The sequence below is a fragment of the Furfurilactobacillus cerevisiae genome (assembly GCF_048961765.1).
GTDB lineage: Bacteria > Bacillota > Bacilli > Lactobacillales > Lactobacillaceae > Furfurilactobacillus > Furfurilactobacillus milii_A.
Genome location: NZ_CP185253.1, coordinates 2375654 through 2392405, shown reverse-complemented (window position 1 = coordinate 2392405; position 16752 = coordinate 2375654). Strand labels below are relative to the sequence as shown.

Below are 16752 nucleotides of genomic sequence, written 5' to 3'. Positions count from 1 at the left end.
AATTAATCCGAACGCTGTTCGGACAAAAAAGATCAGCTTCCTTTAAAATGGTGTTTACAACAAACCCATCTTTTAGGAGCTGATCTTTTGTCTAGTATAACCTATTCCGAACGAATTAAAATCGAAACCTTTTGTGAACTAGGGCTGTCCAATATCCAAATGGGCGTTCGGCTGAACCGATCACCGTCAACAATTTCTTATGAATTATCTCGATGTCAACCTTATCAGGCTGAATTAGCACAAACAGATGCCGAATACAAGCGATCACGATGTGGTCGGAAAACTAAGCTGAGCGATGAGTTAAAGCAAACAATTCTCAACCATTTACATCTAAGCTGGTCACCAGGAATGATTGCTCACGAATTTAAACTAGCGACTAAATCTATTTATAATTGGCTAAATCAGGGGAGAATTGGTTTCTCCTTGAATGATCTACCTGAACATGGCGTACGCCAACGGCGTAACGTTGACCAACGATCCAAATATAATCAATCTTTGGGGCGATCGATTGAACAGCGTCCCATGATGATTAATCAACGTAATCGCATCGGTGATTTTGAACTAGATACCGTCGTTGGCCCTCGTGGGCATAGTAAGGCAGTTTTATTAACTTTAATCGATCGCAAATCACGGTTCCTTTGGGCATATCGGTTAAAGGACCGAACGACAGCGAGTGTTAATGAAGCACTGACTAAGTTCCTAACAACTTTTAATGGACCGGTGCACAGTTTTACTGTGGACCGTGGTACTGAGTTTAGTGGGCTAGTATCATTTGAATCACAATATGGTATTAAGACCTATTACTGTCATGCTTATACGCCAGCTGAACGTGGTAGTAATGAACGCTTTAATCGGAATTTACGTTATTTTTATCCTAAGGGGACTCGTTTTGAGCACATTAGTGCTCAAGATTTAACGACGACGTTACTCCAAATTAACCAGAGACCGCTTAAAATACTTGACTGGAAAACACCGTATCAGGTTATGCTGACCAATTTGTCCAAAAATTCGGATTAAATTTGCAATCTACCTGTTGCACAAAACATTAATTGGTTGGTCCCAACTCAAAAAGTGCAATTGTCTCACGACGTTACGATTGACACGGTTGCCGCAACACAGCCTCAAAAGAACCGGCAACCACAATATGCGCTCAAGACGACCTTGCCGAGAACTGGTGAGCATGATGCCTCGACTGCCACTTTGATTGGCGAAAGTCTATTGGGAATGATTGGATTAAGTGCAGTTGTTGGGACTTCACGACGGTTCAAACATGGCAAGTCTAAGAACTGACTAGCTATTGTAGCGATAAAACTTGTTTGAAACGATTCGGTGCAACAAAACTGTATGAACGTTACAATTATTAGGTTTGATAGGCTTTATTAACACAGGTAAATTGAGTAGTAAACACAGGGTTTCAAAGCAGATATGTCACCTAACCAAACGCGACGATTACCGTTAGTTTGGTTAGGCGGCATATTTTATTTGCTCCTCAAACGTAAACTGAGAATTGCTAGTGCAGAAGCTGATAAAATAACAGAAATGGAGGTTAGGGGCGATGGAACATCATGCTGACAGTAAGGTCCAAGAAGGTTCCAAAAAATGAATCGCTGTCGGGATTAAATTACTCAAAAATTTGGATCTACTTTTTGGTGATGAAATTGAATTAGAAAACCTTCGTTTAAGACGTAATCACGACAATTGTAACATCGAGAATTAATTGTAACGATACACCGTTACAATGTGATATGATCGTTACAACGTGAGGAGAATTTTATGATTAAATGGCAAATTCAAAATAGATTACCAGTAATAGCAAAAGAATTGAATATGCGAGTTACGATTCCGCAAAGAATCCAAGCGTTAACTTTGAGTAAAATTCAAAAGAAGTTTTTTGATTATGAACAAATTGAATTAACGTTTGGAATTACTAGATCTATTGACGCAGCAATTTTATCACCAAAAAGCGGCTTGAATCTTGATGTATCACAACAAGCGAGCCAGCTTTCATTGATTGCTGAACGTAACCAGGTACAAGTGATTTTATTATGTCAGGGTCTAACCGCATCTGAGCGACGGTTATTAGTCCAACAAGGAATTTCTTTTATTAGTTCCGAAGGCGAGTATTTTTTACCTTTTTTAGGTGCACATTTTTTCCCCTCAAAACAAAAACAGGATGCAGAAAAGTTAACGAAAACAGGTTCATTTTTGCTATCAATTTTAATGTATGCCGTTGCATCCGGTAGAATTTATGGGGATGGCAGAACCTTTGAATTCTTTTCAGGCACACCGCTAATGGATCTTTTGTGGCGTGCTTCAGGAATTGAAACACGATCAAAATTTAATCGGGCAATGCAAAGCTTGGAACAGTTTAATATTATTCAATCGAATGGCGCTCAAACGCACAAGAAGTATGTTTTGGAAGTGCCTGAGTATGGGCTATATTCAGCATATTCTGATTTGATGGTATCTCCTGTTGAAGCGACCTATTATTTTCAGGAAAGAGATATTCAGGCTGTTTTAAAAACAGATGTGCAGCATCACTTGCAACCTGGTGAAAAAGGCATTTCGTGGGGCGGATTAACGGCGTTATCTAAAATCACAGATTTAGCCGACGCTTCAATGCCTACCTATGCGATGGAGGCATCTTTGTTTAATCAATTTATGACACCCGAACTTAAAAAGATGCGTGTTCTTCGTTCAACTGGAAATATTGCTGTCCAAAAATGGAACTGTAGCCCAACGACCATTTCTGGCGAATTTGGATTTAATTCTCGTATTCCAGATCCGATAAATTTGAGCTTATCTATTGGTGTTGCGAGGGACGAACGAATCATCATTGCTCAAGAAAAGATTTTATCTCAAGCATTACATCGACCAATTCATCTGGAGGACTAATTCATGCCGGTGTCAAACGACTTTTTCGATACGTTTGCCGATTTTCGTGATCAATATGTCATTATTGGCGGTATGGCCGCTTCCATAATAATGGAACAAAAGCACTTCGTATTTCGTCCTACAAGAGATTACGACATGGTTGTTTTCTTTGAACTGACGACAGCCGATTTTTCTAAAACATTGCTTCGATATCTTGCCGATAAGCATTATGAATTAACGGGCATTAAAGAGATGGAAGGATCGTCCAACTACTATCGTTTTACTCTGCCAAAAGATAAACTGAGCGACGGAGATTATCAAGCGAATGATCCCCAAATGATCGAGTTATTTTCACGAATTCCTGTGAGTTTTATAGATCCACATATACCGACGCATTTAATTCCTTTACCGTATTTCGGTTACACTTCTTTATCTGCCATTGTTTTGGATAATAATTACTATGAGCTAATCAAACATGGCGTTGAAATTGTGAATCAGGATCAACCAATATTGAGACCTGAATATTTAATTCTCTTTAAAATGAAGGCCTTTTTGGATATTCAACAACGTCATCAAGCAGGTGAACAAATTAATCATCGTGATCTTAATAAACATTTGTATGATGTGATTCGCTTGTTGCAAATCGTTGAACCAGAGAATCAGTTAGACCTTGAGAATATGAAAGCACCGGTTAAAAACGATGTTCAAGTGTTTATTCACATACTTGAGGAGATGATTGACCTAAATAAACGATTAACAAAAGTTTTGTTTGATGATAATACGAAGCTTAGTGCAATGACAGACAAGGCGGAGATTATCAATGATTTAAAACAGCTGTTTATGCTCTAATACCAAAAATAATATGCCACCTAACCTTTCTGACAGCATGTTGTCAGAAAGGTTAGGTGGCATGTTCTATTTATAGGTTATTCTTTATTCTTAAACGCATCGTTCAACGAAGTTCGGTTCGAGGCCAACAACTTTTGCAGTGACAAACGTAAATCCGATTCCTGAATGACATCGCTAATTTTATCTAGCGCGGCCATTTCGGAGGCGAATGTTTTGGCAGACAGGTTGTGACTAGCACTGGTGCCGTGGGTGACGTAATGGTACGTTTGGTACGCATCGTACCAGAAGACGTTGGCATCACGAATGTAAGTCACGTTGAACAATTGATCCTCCATAACGGAGAGTTCAGTGTCAAAACGCAATTGGCGTTCACGGATGATTGTCATGGAATAGCACTTGTTCCACAGAAAGCCACGAATGTCGCCACCCGGTTTGATGATGTCTTGTAGCATTTCGCCCTGGGTGAGGTGACGGGACAGTGGTTTGTTGACGGTGGCTTTGATCAAACCGCCATCGGCAAAGTACCCGCAACATGCCAGATCCGCTTTTTGCTCAGTCATATTAGTGACAAAGTGACTGATATAATCGGGTTCACACCAATCATCACTGTCAACGAAACAGACGTAATCACCATTGGCCTCGTCTAAGCCACGGTTGCGGGCTGCTGACACACCCTGATTTTTCGGCTGGTGCAGTGCACGCACGCGGCCATCGGCGGAAGCCCAAAAGTCAGCGTAGGTGCCAGATTCGTCAGGGGATGCATCATCGACCAGCAAGATTTCCATGTTTTCGTATGTTTGCCGGCACAGACTGGCAACACAGCGATCGAGGTAGTCGACCGCTTTATAAACAGGCACGATGATGGTGACAAGTGGTTGCATTTGTTCAGCTCCTTAGGTTAATTTGACTGGTCTAATTCACTCAGTTTAATTCACGCATATTAATTAGCAAAATTCGTCTGATAACTTGCTTCTAGGATACACGAATTTACATCAGACGATAAGCACCGAGCACTCAATGTACAAAAAAACTACGATGAAATTTTCACTTTCATCGTAGTTTTTATTTGTGATGTTTTACAAATCCTCAAAAAAGTTAAATAACTGTTCTCTCGTGAGTTTTTCCTTTTCCTCACCACGGACGTCAAACGTAATTTTGCCAGCGTTCAGAACGATCAGACGGTTACCGTATTTCAAGGCGTCCTCTAACCGGTGGGTGATCATTAGGCAGGTGAGGTGGTCGGCGGCAATTCTATCGTTAGTCGCCGTCATGAGTTGTTGCGACGTCTTGGGGTCCAGTGCTGCTGTATGTTCATCTAACAACAGTAGTTCTGGTTTACTCTCAACGGCCATCAAGAAGCTAAGTGCCTGCCGTTGTCCACCAGAGAGGCTGCCAGTTGCAGTGTTCAAACGATTTTCCAGATTGTTATTCATGGTAGAAGCCATGGTCTTATATTCGTCGAGATGTTTGCGTAAGCCACGCGGTACGAGTCCACGGCGTTGCCCACGTTTGCTAGCTAGCAGGAGGTTTTCGGCAACCGTCATCCGTGGTGCAGTCCCTAGTTTAGGGTCCTGGAACACTCGCGCCAGAAAACGGGTCCGTTGCTCTTCACTCTCACGTTTGATTGACTTGCCATGCAGTAAGACATCACCTTCGTCAGCGTTCAAATTGCCGCCGATAACGTTGAATAGGGTGGATTTACCGGCCCCGTTAGAGCCCAAGACGGTAATGAAATCGCCGGGGTAAACAGTCAGGTTAAGGCCATTCAAAATTTTCGTTTCGTTAGCAGTATGTGCGTTAACCACTGTGGAGACGTCTTTCAATTCCAATAGTGGTGTTTTTGTTGCTGTATCAGCGTTCACAGTTTCATTAGCAGTTTCATTAGTTGTTGCGTTCATCGCGAACACTCCTTTCAATCAGGCGGTCAAAGTGGAAGAACTTGCGGAACCGTGGCAACAACAGGCAGATGGCCAAGATAATGGCGGATAACAAGTTGAGGTCGTTGGCAGAGAAGTTTAACTGGAGGACGATCAGTAACACGAAGCGGTAGAGGATACTGCCTAGCGTGACCGCGACCAAACGTTGCGTCAGAGAAAGGTCACCGAACGCCACTTCACCAATAATGATGGAAGCTAATGCGATAACGATGATCCCGATGCCCATGTTAACGTCCGCGTAACCGTTGTTTTGAGCAACTAAGGCGCCACCCATCGCAATCATGCCGTTTGAAATCATCAATCCCATAATCGTCATGCGGTCTGTCTTGATCCCAATGGACCGCGCCATGGTTGGATTGTCACCGGTAGCGATGAACGCTTGACCGAGGTTAGTGTTCAGGAAGAAAACAAGGAGTAGGGTGACAACGATGATGACCACTAAACCGACGAAGACACTGTCAAAGTATTGTGGTAGTGAAGCTAAAAAGTCGTTTTTAAATAGGGAGGACTTGCCAAGCAAACTGAGATTGGCGCGGCCCATTATCCGCAAATTAACGGAATAGGCGGCCGTCATGACCAAAATTCCGGCCAATAAAATCGGAATGCGGCCCTTTGTGTAAAGCAATCCCGTAATTAAACCGGCGACCATCCCGACTAGAAACGCGCAAAGGGTTGCTAACAGGGGATTCATGCCACGGCAGATAAGGGCGACGGCTGTTGCGGCGCCTAGTGGAAAGGTACCTTCAACGGTCATATCAGGGAAGTCGAGAATTCTAAAGGTAAGAAAGAGGCCAAGCCCCAGGACGGCCCACAGTAGGCCCTGTCCGATAGCTGATGTGATTAAACTCATTTGAATAGTTCCCCTTTCTGTTGTGCTTCTTTGATGTAGGACTTTGGAATGGTGATGCCTAATTGCTTGGCTGTTTTAAGATTGATGGTTAAGTCGCCGTGACGGACGTACTTGATTGGTGTCGTCGCTGGCTTGGACTTGTGCTTCAGAATTGATGCAGTCATGTCACCAGTCAAACGACCTAACTTGTACTGATTAATGGCGTAGGTAGCAAGACCGCCTTGTTTAACCATCGTGTCAGCTGCTGGGAAGACCGGAATCTTCTTCGCGTTGGTGTTGGTAACCAGTGTCTGCATGGCGCTGGCGATCGTGTTATCGGTTGGAACATAAACGGCATCAACTTGACCGGCCATGGTCTGTGAAACTTGGTTTAAATCATTGGTGTTAGAGATGGAGTACACCTTGAGCTTGATATTTTCCTTCTTGCACAGTGCTTTAAACTGCTTGTATTGTGCGGTCGCTGAATCATCGCTGGAAGTGTAGACAATGCCAAGCGTTTTCAGGTTTGGTGTCAGCTTTTTGATCAAACCGAGTTGTTGTTTCAGTGGGGCTTGATCCGAGACCCCAGTGATGTTACCACCGGGGCGCTTATTGTTGGCAACCAACTTGGCGCCCTTAGGATCGGTAACGGCACCCAAGACAATCGGCGTCTTCTTAGTGGCGTTGGCCAAGGCCTGTGCGGAAGGAGTCGCGATTCCAACTGCGGCGTTGACGTGCTCGTGAACAAAACGGGCGCTCATGGATTGCAGGTTACTTTGATCACCCTCGGCATTTTGAAAGTCGATGTGAATTGTCTTGCCGGGGATGTACCCGTGTGCCTTCAAGCTGTCATCAATCCCATGATTGATGGCGTCCAGCGCAGGGTGAGTGAGTAACTGTAATACCCCGACTGTTGGTACTTTTTGTTGGGCCGCCTGTTCCTTACTTTCCTGGAAGTAGGCGACACCGAGAAAAACTAGAGTAATGGCAATGAGCCCATACATGCGTTTCATAGAAATAACTTCCTTTTCAAACAGAATGTGGTGCTGGCTAGATAGTGACTGACTTTGATGTGAAAGGCGTTAGACTTCAACCCGAAATTGCTCATGCTCGGATACAAAAAGGGCAGTTCGCAATTATTGCGAGCTGCCCTAAAAAATAAAAACACCGAGCCCGCACAGGTTTTATGAAATCCGTGCGCTCTCGGTGATGAATTCACATCAAAGTTAGTCGGCACAGATACAATCGAAGTGATCTGACTTCAGATTGCATCCATGCAAGATGGTGGTTAAGCAATCTGATTACCGGCTTTGCCAAGTATTCAACTGGTTCTTAACGTTTTGACTCATCGCAACTAACTCCTTTTCTTAAGCTGTCTTTATGAAGCCAGTGTAGAGGAACAGTAAAACAGTGTCAATAAGTTTTTGAGAAAAATTCTCATTTTTGATAGGCGAGGGATGAATTGCTGTCTTTGCCAAGGCTTCGTAGAACTTGTTCCATGACTTTCATGCTTTCGTCAGTAGGAATCATTTCGTCTTGTTTGAGTCTAGTAATTATTTTTAAGTATACGCATTGAATTATAGAGTATGAGTTTCTCCGTGAGTTCACCTCACATCGTGAATATGTAGATGATTAATGATGACGTGTTAGCAAGATAAGTGGCTATATTCAGTATTTGAAAGCAAACAGTGGCGAATGGAGAAAAATGAAAAGTTATTCAGTTTGCGGCAATCGCAGTATTATAAGCATACTTTTCTATGGTTTTACATTAGAGGGGGTATTCAAAAAGAGTAAGGTAAGAATCAATGAGTTAGGGGATTAGTGTTTCACTCAGTACTATGACAAATTCACAAAAAACACAGTATAATTGAGTTAATGAGAGTAAGACTGATTGAAATCAAGAGGAGGAGCGTATGTATCGGGGTTTGCAAATTAGTGCTAGCGATGTAGAAAAAAATTTATTAACTGATTCGACAATTAATTGGGGTTTAAAAGTAAAAGCTTTTGAAGATGAGATGCAGCTGTTACGTTCCGAAGTTGATCTTGATATTGCTGAAAACTTCAATATCGAGGATTTAAGTGGAAGCATTGATGCAGAAAAGTTAGTACAACAATGGTTTCCAGTGAGTGAGTACGATGTTTTTTTATCGCACTCACATTTGGATAAAGGTAGCGCGGTGCGGTTTGCGGTTTGGTTACACGAATATCTTGGTCTTCGGGTTTTTGTTGATTCAACTGTGTGGGGATACTCAGATGAACTTTTGAGGAAATTAGATGATAAATATTGTTATCAAAAATCTTCGCAGACGTATAGTTATGAAGAAAGAAATGAAACAACAGCTCACGTACATTTAATGTTGGCAATGGCGCTTCAAGAAATGATTGACAAATCTGAATGCTTTGTTTTTTTAAAGTCAGATAATTCATTGCCGCTTTCGATTCAACAGGAGTCACAAACTAAGTCGCCATGGATTTTCGAAGAATTGAAAACAACAAGTATCATTCATAAAATCGTGCCAAATCGATTCTTGTTAAAAAAAGGGATGCAGACAAGAGATCGTGCCATGTATGCAAGAGAACAATTAGAGGTTAATTATCTGGTAGGAGACGAACTGAATAAGCTTGGTAAGTTAGCTTCAGAAGATTTAATAATAGCAGCCGATAATTGCAGGTCGACGCCCAATTTATTAGGGTTAGATGCTATCTATCAAAATGTTTCAGCAAAATAATCAGCAGACTTTGAAGGGTGGATAAATATGACACGAAGAGTTTTTTACAGTTTTCACTATCAGCTAGACGCCTCTCGCGTTCAACAGATAAAAAATATCGGTGCCATCGAAGGACAGAAAATAGTGAATTCGAACGAATGGGAAGCCGTTAAACGTCAAGGGGACCTGGCTATCCAAAATTGGATTGATGACGCAATGATGTATACCTCATGTACCATTGTACTGGTGGGGGAAGAAACGGCAGACCGAAAATGGGTTCAGTATGAAATTAAGCATTCTTTTGAACAAAAGCGTCCAATTTTTGGAATATATATTGATCGGATTCGGAATCTTCAAGGGCAGACGGCGCGTAAAGGAAAAAATCCCTTTTCAAGATGGTCTATTGGTGAAGGACTGAATAAAAAAAGCTTAGATACAATAATTCCGATATATGACCCAAAATCATCGTGGCAGACGCCGTACACAGTTATTCGGCAAAATATTGAAGGCTGGATTGAAGATGCAATCAAGCGCGGGGGGACTTATCATGTCTGACTCCCAAACGGAAACTGAAATGAATCAATTCAGGCAAGATCGACGAGAACATCTCACGATGATCCAGACTACAATTTCTCGAATGTCTTCTAACTCATTCTTAACTCGTGGGTGGGCAGTCACAATTTTTACAGGGTTATACACGCTGTATGCTACAAGCGGCAATGACCCTTTATTGGTGGTGATTGCAGGTGTTGTTTGCATATTTTGGCTGATGGATAGCTATTACCTAGGTTTAGAGCGAGCATATCGTGATCTATTCGACACCGTTCGTCAGTCAAAGGCTGCTTCCATTGATTTCGACATGCGCGCTGATATGCAGAATCGTTGGCTTAAAGCAATTCGAAGCCGAATTTTTTTGATATCATATCTTCCCGTTTTGGGAATCACAATCGCGATACTGATAGTAAGGCATTTGAGAATAGTCTAAAAACAGTCTTTTGATTGGTAGCAATGGTTTGAAATGAAGCTGTGATAAAACACAGATAAAAAGATCAGGACTCGGAAATTACGAAGATTTCTAATCGTGGTCTTTTTTCTCTGACCGTGAATCTGGTGAAGTGTAAATAAACCTTCAGATGGTCAAAAACTGATTCAACATCCATTTTTTATTAGTGAATCAACGATCGATTGTTGGCTTTTATTGAAGATTTAAGGGAGATAGAGATGGAATTTAAGTGTAAAGCCCTACTTTTCTTTTCGCATGACGTATTTTTAAAAGTTGGGATGTATACCTTTGAAATCGAGATACTAGCCATCTTTATCATGATAATCCAGCTCATCACTTTACAATCATAAGAACGCACTTGTGCCCGTTTCCCTTGAGCATCGTGCCATACGTAATCAACAGTGTTTAGTCAGGAAGTTAATCGGCAACAAAGACGTAATTAGCTTATGAACCGTACCCAGCGTCGGCGATGAGATAGTTTCCCAACACGCGTTATGCGCAATGTTTCGAGAAATGTAATCCAAGCCCACATGTCCGTTAGGTTAAGGAATAGCTGATATCCAAAGACGAACTGATTGCCGGCCAATTGTGTGCCATTTTTCGACGACTTTGTACTGAAGGTTTATACTTCTTTTTGCATTCATAAACTTGCTAAATCGCATCGATATCAGTAATCTGAAATGATATTCGAATTAAAGGAATGAGTGTGGTATGTACAAACGAATCCTAGCAGTTGCCGGCTTTGCGTTTATTGGTGGTGCCTTACGCGAAACGCTAGAACTGTGGTGGCCGTTTTCAACGAATTGGTTCGGCACCACCATCTGTATCAACATTGTCGGGGCGTTCTTGCTCGCCATGATCAACTTTTGGGTGGCAAATCGGTTTGCGTTGCCTAGCCAGATTATCTTAGGGCTCGGGACTGGTATGATTGGCGCCTTTACGACATTTTCGAGTTTTTCGTTGGAAATCGTGAAGCTGCTTGATGCTGGTCAGATTGTGATCCCGGTTATTTATGTCCTCCTTTCCATTGGCGGCGGGGTGTTAGCCGCGTGGAGTGGTCAGCGCCTGGCAGATCGTTTGCTAGGCGACCGAATGGATGGTGATGATAATGTTTAACTGGACTTCGGTAGTGTTGGCTGGTGGCGGTGCGGCAATTGGTGCGACAGTGCGATATCTTGTCATGCAGATTGCCCAACTAATTTCACACTGGCGTCTACAACACAGTGGTCGCGTGCCATCACGATTCCCGTGGCCGACATTTCTCATCAATGTTAGCGGCAGTTTCATGCTGGGCTGGGTGATGAGCAGTGGTTTGAGTACTGGCATAAAGGTGCTGGTTGGTGCTGGGGTGCTTGGCGGCTTCACCACGTTTTCAACGATGGCAAACGAAATTGTGTTGTTAGCACGTGATCAACGTTTAAGACTGGCTGTTTGGTATGGGATATTTTCACTTCTCTGCGGCGTACTGGCAGCAGTGGTTGGTATGAAATTGAACTAATAACTGACAGGTGTTTGAAAGACTTGAAAAATCGAATTGCAGTATACTGAAAGTAATACTTCATGCAAAGTTGGGAGAAACAATGAAAATTGCAGTTCTAACGGATAGTTCGGCTTATATCAGTCAGACCGATCTCGACCGTTATCACATTTATGTTATTAATGATCCAGTGTTGTTCGGCAACCATGTTTATCACGAAAACGTGGATCTGGATTCGGCCAAGTTCTACGCGATGTTGAAAACGGAGCATGTGACACCAACGACATCACAAGCCTCAAATGGTGAAGTGCAACGTGTGCTGGATCAAGTGGTGGCCGACGGTTATGACACGGCCATTATCGTTGGTCTATCCAGCGGTATCTCGGGTTTTATCTCTAACGTTGAAGCGTATGCGCCAACAGTTAAGACTATTGACGTGCATGTGTGGGACTCACGGATTGCCTGTTCCGGCGCTGGTAACCAGGTGCTATTAGCTGCCGCGTTGGCTGAAAAGGGACTTAGCGTCTCACAGATTTTTTCGCGACTGGCTAAGCTACGTGAAACCACAAAGGTGATGTTTGTGGTGAACGACATGCGTCACTTGATGCGCACTGGGCGAATTTCCAACGGTCAATCGCTGATCGGAACCATGTTGCAGATCAAACCGATGCTGGCGTTTACACCAGAAGGTAAGATTGTAGCAACTGGCCGTGAACGGCAAATGAAGCGCGCCTTTCAGACGATTCAGACGAGTTTTAAACAAATCGTGGCTGATGCAGGCTATCCAATGCGTGTCAGTATCGTGGATGCGAATAACCCTGAACTGAAGGCACAGTGGCTGACAACGGCCAAAGATGAGTTCCCCGAGGTAACGTTTGAAAGTAGTATTATTGGACCGCTGATCGGGGTTCATACGGGTGAGAAAGCGATGGGATTCATTTATGCGCGTGATTGGCAGACATTGGTTGATTAAGGCTGCCAATACAAATTGAAAAAGCGATTTCAGTAACGTGAAAAGCGTAATTGGTATAGACACCGATTACGCTTTTGTTATGCCATTTTAAAACTGTGAAAGCAAAATTGGATTGAAAGAAAAAAGTTGAAAAAGTTTTCGCTGCTGAAAACAATTGGTACAGTTGGAGTTTGAAGACTGGTATAGGTCAATGCAGACGTTTGAACGCTTGCATATCAATTCTGTAAATGTAAACTATTCACATTGGTATAAGGTAGATTGCAAATTTAATCCGAATTTTTGGACAAATTGGTCAGCATAACCTGATACGGTGTTTTCCAGTCAAGTATTTTAAGCGGTCTCTGGTTAATTTGGAGTAACGTCGTCGTTAAATCTTGAGCACTAATGTGCTCAAAACGAGTCCCCTTAGGATAAAAATAACGTAAATTCCGATTAAAGCGTTCATTACTACCACGTTCAGCTGGCGTATAAGCATGACAGTAATAGGTCTTAATACCATATTGTGATTCAAATGATACTAGCCCACTAAACTCAGTACCACGGTCCACAGTAAAACTGTGCACCGGTCCATTAAAAGTTGTTAGGAACTTAGTCAGTGCTTCATTAACACTCGCTGTCGTTCGGTCCTTTAACCGATATGCCCAAAGGAACCGTGATTTGCGATCGATTAAAGTTAATAAAACTGCCTTACTATGCCCACGAGGGCCAACGACGGTATCTAGTTCAAAATCACCGATGCGATTACGTTGATTAATCATCATGGGACGCTGTTCAATCGATCGCCCCAAAGATTGATTATATTTGGATCGTTGGTCAACGTTACGCCGTTGGCGTACGCCATGTTCAGGTAGATCATTCAAGGAGAAACCAATTCTCCCCTGATTTAGCCAATTATAAATAGATTTAGTCGCTAGTTTAAATTCGTGAGCAATCATTCCTGGTGACCAGCTTAGATGTAAATGGTTGAGAATTGTTTGCTTTAACTCATCGCTCAGCTTAGTTTTCCGACCACATCGTGATCGCTTGTATTCGGCATCTGTTTGTGCTAATTCAGCCTGATAAGGTTGACATCGAGATAATTCATAAGAAATTGTTGACGGTGATCGGTTCAGCCGAACGCCCATTTGGATATTGGACAGCCCTAGTTCACAAAAGGTTTCGATTTTAATTCGTTCGGAATAGGTTATACTAGACAAAAGATCAGCTCCTAAAAGATGGGTTTGTTGTAAACACCATTTTAAAGGAAGCTGATCTTTTTTGTCCGAACAGCGTTCGGATTAATTTTACAATCTACTTCTTTTGAATGTTAGTGTAAAAGGCACCCGTAAAATGTAGGAAAACGGCAGGTTAGAACTGTTGGTTTTCCTACATTTTTTGTATCATGAATCACATCAGAGTGTAGGAGGAATTTGATGTGAGACGTGATTTAAGAGAAGGAGTGACGATTTACGTGACTGAAAATATTAAGCCTAACTTCGCCGAGATTGCCCGGCAATATAATGTTGATTATCGAACCGTTAAGAAAGCCTATGAGGAAGTCAAAGCTGGACTTAAGGGCCGACCAAGTGGTCGACCGAAACGGCCAAGTTTACTGGATCCATTCAAGCAAACCATCGATTCAAAGCTTGAACTAAATTGTTCGGCTGCTTCAATTTTTAAATTTATCCAGAAGAAGGGCTTTACCGGCAGCTATACCCTCGTGAAAGATTATTGTCGCCAAACCCGCCGAGAACGAGTTAAGAAAGCTACCATTCGGATTGAACATTCCCCTGGTCTCTCTGCTCAAGTTGACTGGAAAGAAGAAATGGCCCTAGTGAGCAGCGAGGGTGAGCTGTTTAAATTCAATATTTTCTTGTATGTATTGCCTTATTCAAAACTCAAATATATGACACTAACCTTTGATCGGAGCCAAGATACCCTCTTTTCTTGCTTACACGACGCTTTCCTTCATACCGGAGGTATTCCGACGGAAATCTGGTTTGATAATATGAAAACCGTTGTGGATCATACAAAATCCCAGTTTGGCCACGCTGTCTTTAACGAACGGTTCCACGAATTCTGTAAAGATGCCGGTTTCACACCAATTGCTTGTCGACCATTCAGACCACAAACTAAAGGTGCAGTTGAAGCCCTTGCTCGCACGGTTGAACGTTTACGGCCATACAATACTGAATTTGCTGATGGAACTGAGCTAATCGAACTAGTTCATATGCTCCGAGATGATCTAAATCATGAAACTTCGCAGGCCACGGACGAAGTCCCGTACCTGAAATGGTTAGACGAAGAAAAAGAGTACCTTCATCGCGTTCCAGTTAATCTCCTTGAACCATACTTCGAAGAAAACATTACCCGTGTCGTTTCGAAGGAGGCCATGATCAATTTCCGCAAATGTAAGTACTCAGTAGATCCGCGATACATTGGTTGTACGGTTGCTGTTGAAATCTCCAATGATGAGCAGCGCATTCACATTTATTATAACGGAGAAGAAATTCGTACGCACTCCATAACTACCAATTCGCTGAATTATGACCCCCAAGATCAGTTCAATATCCTCAAATCTGATTTGCTTAAAGGGCGGACAGATGAAGACATTTCAGCTTACATTCGTGAACATATGACTGATTACGACAACTTATAGGAGGCTACCATGACCACTAATAATCAAATTCTTTTAAATAATCTTGAGCGCTTAGGGTTAAACAAAATCCGTGAATACTTGCCGAATTACCTTGATCAAATTCACACTGATAATCTGTCATTAACTGAGGCGCTAATTGATTTAACTAATTCGGAACTCCAGAATCGACACGAAGGTCAGATTGCACGGGCCATTGGCCGTGCTCGGTTCCCCAATACAAAATCCCTAGATACATTTGATTTTAGCTTTCAACCCAGTATGAATCGCCAAGAGGTTCTGGAATTCCAGAATCTGGCTTTTATGGAAAAGTCTGAAAACTTAATCTTTATTGGCAATCCGGGAGTCGGTAAAACCCACTTGGCAATTAGTATTGGGATTGAGGCCTGTAAACAGGGCTGTCGGGTTCTCTTTATTAATTGTCATGAGCTGTTGATTAGATTGAGAGCAGCTTACGAAAAAGGACTGCTTGATCGATCTCTAAGCCGCTATTCGCGCTATGACCTATTAATTATTGATGAAATTGGGTATTTGCCAATTGGTCACCAAGAAGCTAACCTCTTATTTCAGCTAGTCAATGCCCGCTATGAAAAGCATTCAACGATCATTACCAGCAATAGTGATCTATCCGCTTGGGTTGATATTTTCCAGAACCCAACTGTGACAGCAGCCATTCTCGATCGCTTGGTTCATCATGTTCACGTAGTGAAGATCACTGGTAAATCTTACCGATTACGTGGCCTCAAGTAACTGCCGAAAACCTACATTTCTTTCTGCCGAAAACCTACATTTTTAAACTGCCCTTGACATGTTAGGTCACTCGTGGCGCGGGGGTTCAAATCCTTCACTCTCCTTATATAGTAAAAGCATCAAGACATTTTAGTCTTGATGCTTTTTTGTAAACAGAGAAGAAAAGCGATTTGATTAGGCGTTAAGCGGATAAGGAGGGTGAACCAGCAACCGCTCATTGGTTGTGATTATCCAAATCATTTCATTACTTATGTAATGATGGCGCAAAAAAAAGCCCTCGTAAACTTTGACCAGCGGAGAAGGCTTAATTTGTGCTATTTGAATTAAACTTCGAAAACGGGCCACCGCTCTTAAAGCGGCAACTGAGGGGCTATCAGTGTACCAGCACCGATAGCCTTTTATCTACACACATACTTTACCACAAAGGATTACTTTAGAAATCGTAATAACATTTAAACGCGTATCAAAGCTGTCGGTCTGACGATTAACATAACAGCTATCAGTCAAACTTACTTTTGGTGATCTTCAGCCCACTTACCGTGGCGAATACTAATGGCCATGTAAAGTACAAAGGCGATTGTGGTTGCGCGAGCTAGCATACGCCCACCCTTACTGCGAGTGTTAAAATCATATCCCCATCCGAATCGACGTGGTTTGAATAAGCGATGGTAATCGTGTTTAACTGGTTTCATAAATACGTTCCTCCTTATCGCGAGT

General features: G+C 42.4%; 18 protein-coding genes. 12 read left to right on the top strand and 6 right to left on the bottom strand.

Translation table 11 applies throughout. The annotated features are described in order from the left end of the window. Positions 1-87: 87 nt before the first annotated feature. The 4 genes from ABUE36_RS11860 (at position 88) to ABUE36_RS11845 (ending at position 3723) form a co-directional block, all read left to right on the top strand. Positions 88-1017, top strand: a complete 930-nt coding sequence (locus tag ABUE36_RS11860; protein WP_096109805.1) for an IS30-like element ISLpl1 family transposase — start codon at positions 88-90, stop codon at positions 1015-1017. A gap of 60 nt (positions 1018-1077) precedes the next feature. Next, entirely contained in the window at positions 1078-1290 is a 213-nt protein-coding gene (locus ABUE36_RS11855; RefSeq protein WP_421016792.1) for an LPXTG cell wall anchor domain-containing protein, read from the top strand. Between the two features lie 483 nt (positions 1291-1773). Then, on the top strand, positions 1774-2895 hold the full coding sequence (locus ABUE36_RS11850) for a hypothetical protein (protein WP_421016791.1): 1122 nt from the start codon (positions 1774-1776) through the stop codon (positions 2893-2895). Between the two features lie 3 nt (positions 2896-2898). After that, positions 2899-3723 (top strand): hypothetical protein, encoded by an 825-nt coding sequence (locus ABUE36_RS11845; RefSeq protein ID WP_421016790.1) that lies wholly within the window; start codon positions 2899-2901, stop codon positions 3721-3723. Between the two features lie 77 nt (positions 3724-3800). Here ABUE36_RS11845 and ABUE36_RS11840 read toward each other — a convergent pair whose 3' ends face one another. The 4 genes from ABUE36_RS11840 to trpX all read right to left on the bottom strand — a co-directional run bounded on the left by ABUE36_RS11840 (position 3801) and on the right by trpX (position 7502). Then, positions 3801-4604 (bottom strand): glycosyltransferase family 2 protein, encoded by an 804-nt coding sequence (locus ABUE36_RS11840; RefSeq protein ID WP_421016789.1) that lies wholly within the window; start codon positions 4602-4604, stop codon positions 3801-3803. Between the two features lie 195 nt (positions 4605-4799). After that, a complete protein-coding gene (locus ABUE36_RS11835; protein ID WP_238331126.1) occupies positions 4800-5621 on the bottom strand; it encodes an ABC transporter ATP-binding protein in 822 nt (273 codons plus the stop codon). After that, positions 5605-6510, bottom strand: coding sequence for an ABC transporter permease (locus ABUE36_RS11830; protein ID WP_161002524.1), 906 nt, complete (start codon positions 6508-6510; stop codon positions 5605-5607). Before ABUE36_RS11830 ends, ABUE36_RS11835 begins: the two co-directional genes overlap by 17 nt. Then, positions 6507-7502 carry a tryptophan ABC transporter substrate-binding protein gene (gene trpX / locus ABUE36_RS11825; protein WP_421016788.1) on the bottom strand — a complete coding sequence of 332 codons (996 nt, stop codon included), beginning with the start codon at positions 7500-7502 and terminating at the stop codon, positions 6507-6509. Before trpX ends, ABUE36_RS11830 begins: the two co-directional genes overlap by 4 nt. Before the next feature lie 900 nt (positions 7503-8402). Here trpX and ABUE36_RS11820 point away from each other — a divergent pair. The 6 genes from ABUE36_RS11820 to ABUE36_RS11795 all read left to right on the top strand — a co-directional run bounded on the left by ABUE36_RS11820 (position 8403) and on the right by ABUE36_RS11795 (position 12650). Further along, entirely contained in the window at positions 8403-9218 is an 816-nt protein-coding gene (locus tag ABUE36_RS11820; protein WP_161002526.1) for a hypothetical protein, read from the top strand. Positions 9219-9245: 27 nt separating this feature from the next. Then, a complete protein-coding gene (locus tag ABUE36_RS11815) occupies positions 9246-9752 on the top strand; it encodes a TIR domain-containing protein (RefSeq protein WP_421016787.1) in 507 nt (168 codons plus the stop codon). Then, complete coding sequence (locus tag ABUE36_RS11810; RefSeq protein WP_161001843.1) at positions 9745-10182, top strand: hypothetical protein; 438 nt, start codon at positions 9745-9747, stop codon at positions 10180-10182. The genes ABUE36_RS11815 and ABUE36_RS11810 overlap by 8 nt, the downstream gene beginning before the upstream one ends. 729 nt (positions 10183-10911) lie before the next feature. Continuing rightward, complete coding sequence (locus ABUE36_RS11805) at positions 10912-11316, top strand: fluoride efflux transporter FluC (protein ID WP_421016786.1); 405 nt, start codon at positions 10912-10914, stop codon at positions 11314-11316. Further along, positions 11309-11698 (top strand): fluoride efflux transporter FluC, encoded by a 390-nt coding sequence (locus ABUE36_RS11800; protein WP_421016785.1) that lies wholly within the window; start codon positions 11309-11311, stop codon positions 11696-11698. Before ABUE36_RS11805 ends, ABUE36_RS11800 begins: the two co-directional genes overlap by 8 nt. An 82-nt stretch (positions 11699-11780) precedes the next feature. Further along, entirely contained in the window at positions 11781-12650 is an 870-nt protein-coding gene (locus tag ABUE36_RS11795) for a DegV family protein (RefSeq protein ID WP_421016784.1), read from the top strand. 266 nt (positions 12651-12916) lie between these two features. On the opposite strand, the gene ABUE36_RS11790 is transcribed toward ABUE36_RS11795, so the two are convergent. Continuing rightward, the gene (locus ABUE36_RS11790; protein ID WP_096109805.1) at positions 12917-13846 is read right to left on the bottom strand and encodes an IS30-like element ISLpl1 family transposase; all 930 of its coding nucleotides are present in this window, start codon (positions 13844-13846) and stop codon (positions 12917-12919) included. A 218-nt stretch (positions 13847-14064) separates the two neighbouring features. Between ABUE36_RS11790 and istA the strand changes: the two genes are divergently transcribed. Beyond that, positions 14065-15288, top strand: a complete 1224-nt coding sequence (gene istA / locus ABUE36_RS11785; RefSeq protein ID WP_003555353.1) for an IS21 family transposase — start codon at positions 14065-14067, stop codon at positions 15286-15288. 9 nt (positions 15289-15297) lie between these two features. After that, positions 15298-16035, top strand: a complete 738-nt coding sequence (gene istB, locus ABUE36_RS11780) for an IS21-like element helper ATPase IstB (protein ID WP_014386885.1) — start codon at positions 15298-15300, stop codon at positions 16033-16035. A gap of 509 nt (positions 16036-16544) precedes the next feature. On the opposite strand, the gene ABUE36_RS11775 is transcribed toward istB, so the two are convergent. Next, on the bottom strand, positions 16545-16727 hold the full coding sequence (locus tag ABUE36_RS11775) for a hypothetical protein (RefSeq protein ID WP_161001849.1): 183 nt from the start codon (positions 16725-16727) through the stop codon (positions 16545-16547). Positions 16728-16752 lie beyond the last annotated feature (25 nt).

Coding starts and splice junctions, on each gene's coding strand:
- ABUE36_RS11820 (WP_161002526.1), top strand. CDS start 8,403: ATGTATCGGGGTTTGCAAATTAGTGCTAGCGATGTAGAAAAAAATTTA.
- ABUE36_RS11775 (WP_161001849.1), bottom strand. CDS start 16,727: ATGAAACCAGTTAAACACGATTACCATCGCTTATTCAAACCACGTCGA.
- ABUE36_RS11815 (WP_421016787.1), top strand. CDS start 9,246: ATGACACGAAGAGTTTTTTACAGTTTTCACTATCAGCTAGACGCCTCT.
- ABUE36_RS11845 (WP_421016790.1), top strand. CDS start 2,899: ATGCCGGTGTCAAACGACTTTTTCGATACGTTTGCCGATTTTCGTGAT.
- istB (WP_014386885.1), top strand. CDS start 15,298: ATGACCACTAATAATCAAATTCTTTTAAATAATCTTGAGCGCTTAGGG.
- ABUE36_RS11805 (WP_421016786.1), top strand. CDS start 10,912: ATGTACAAACGAATCCTAGCAGTTGCCGGCTTTGCGTTTATTGGTGGT.
- ABUE36_RS11795 (WP_421016784.1), top strand. CDS start 11,781: ATGAAAATTGCAGTTCTAACGGATAGTTCGGCTTATATCAGTCAGACC.
- trpX (WP_421016788.1), bottom strand. CDS start 7,502: ATGAAACGCATGTATGGGCTCATTGCCATTACTCTAGTTTTTCTCGGT.
- ABUE36_RS11850 (WP_421016791.1), top strand. CDS start 1,774: ATGATTAAATGGCAAATTCAAAATAGATTACCAGTAATAGCAAAAGAA.
- ABUE36_RS11800 (WP_421016785.1), top strand. CDS start 11,309: ATGTTTAACTGGACTTCGGTAGTGTTGGCTGGTGGCGGTGCGGCAATT.
- ABUE36_RS11840 (WP_421016789.1), bottom strand. CDS start 4,604: ATGCAACCACTTGTCACCATCATCGTGCCTGTTTATAAAGCGGTCGAC.
- ABUE36_RS11835 (WP_238331126.1), bottom strand. CDS start 5,621: ATGAACGCAACAACTAATGAAACTGCTAATGAAACTGTGAACGCTGAT.
- ABUE36_RS11830 (WP_161002524.1), bottom strand. CDS start 6,510: ATGAGTTTAATCACATCAGCTATCGGACAGGGCCTACTGTGGGCCGTC.
- ABUE36_RS11810 (WP_161001843.1), top strand. CDS start 9,745: ATGTCTGACTCCCAAACGGAAACTGAAATGAATCAATTCAGGCAAGAT.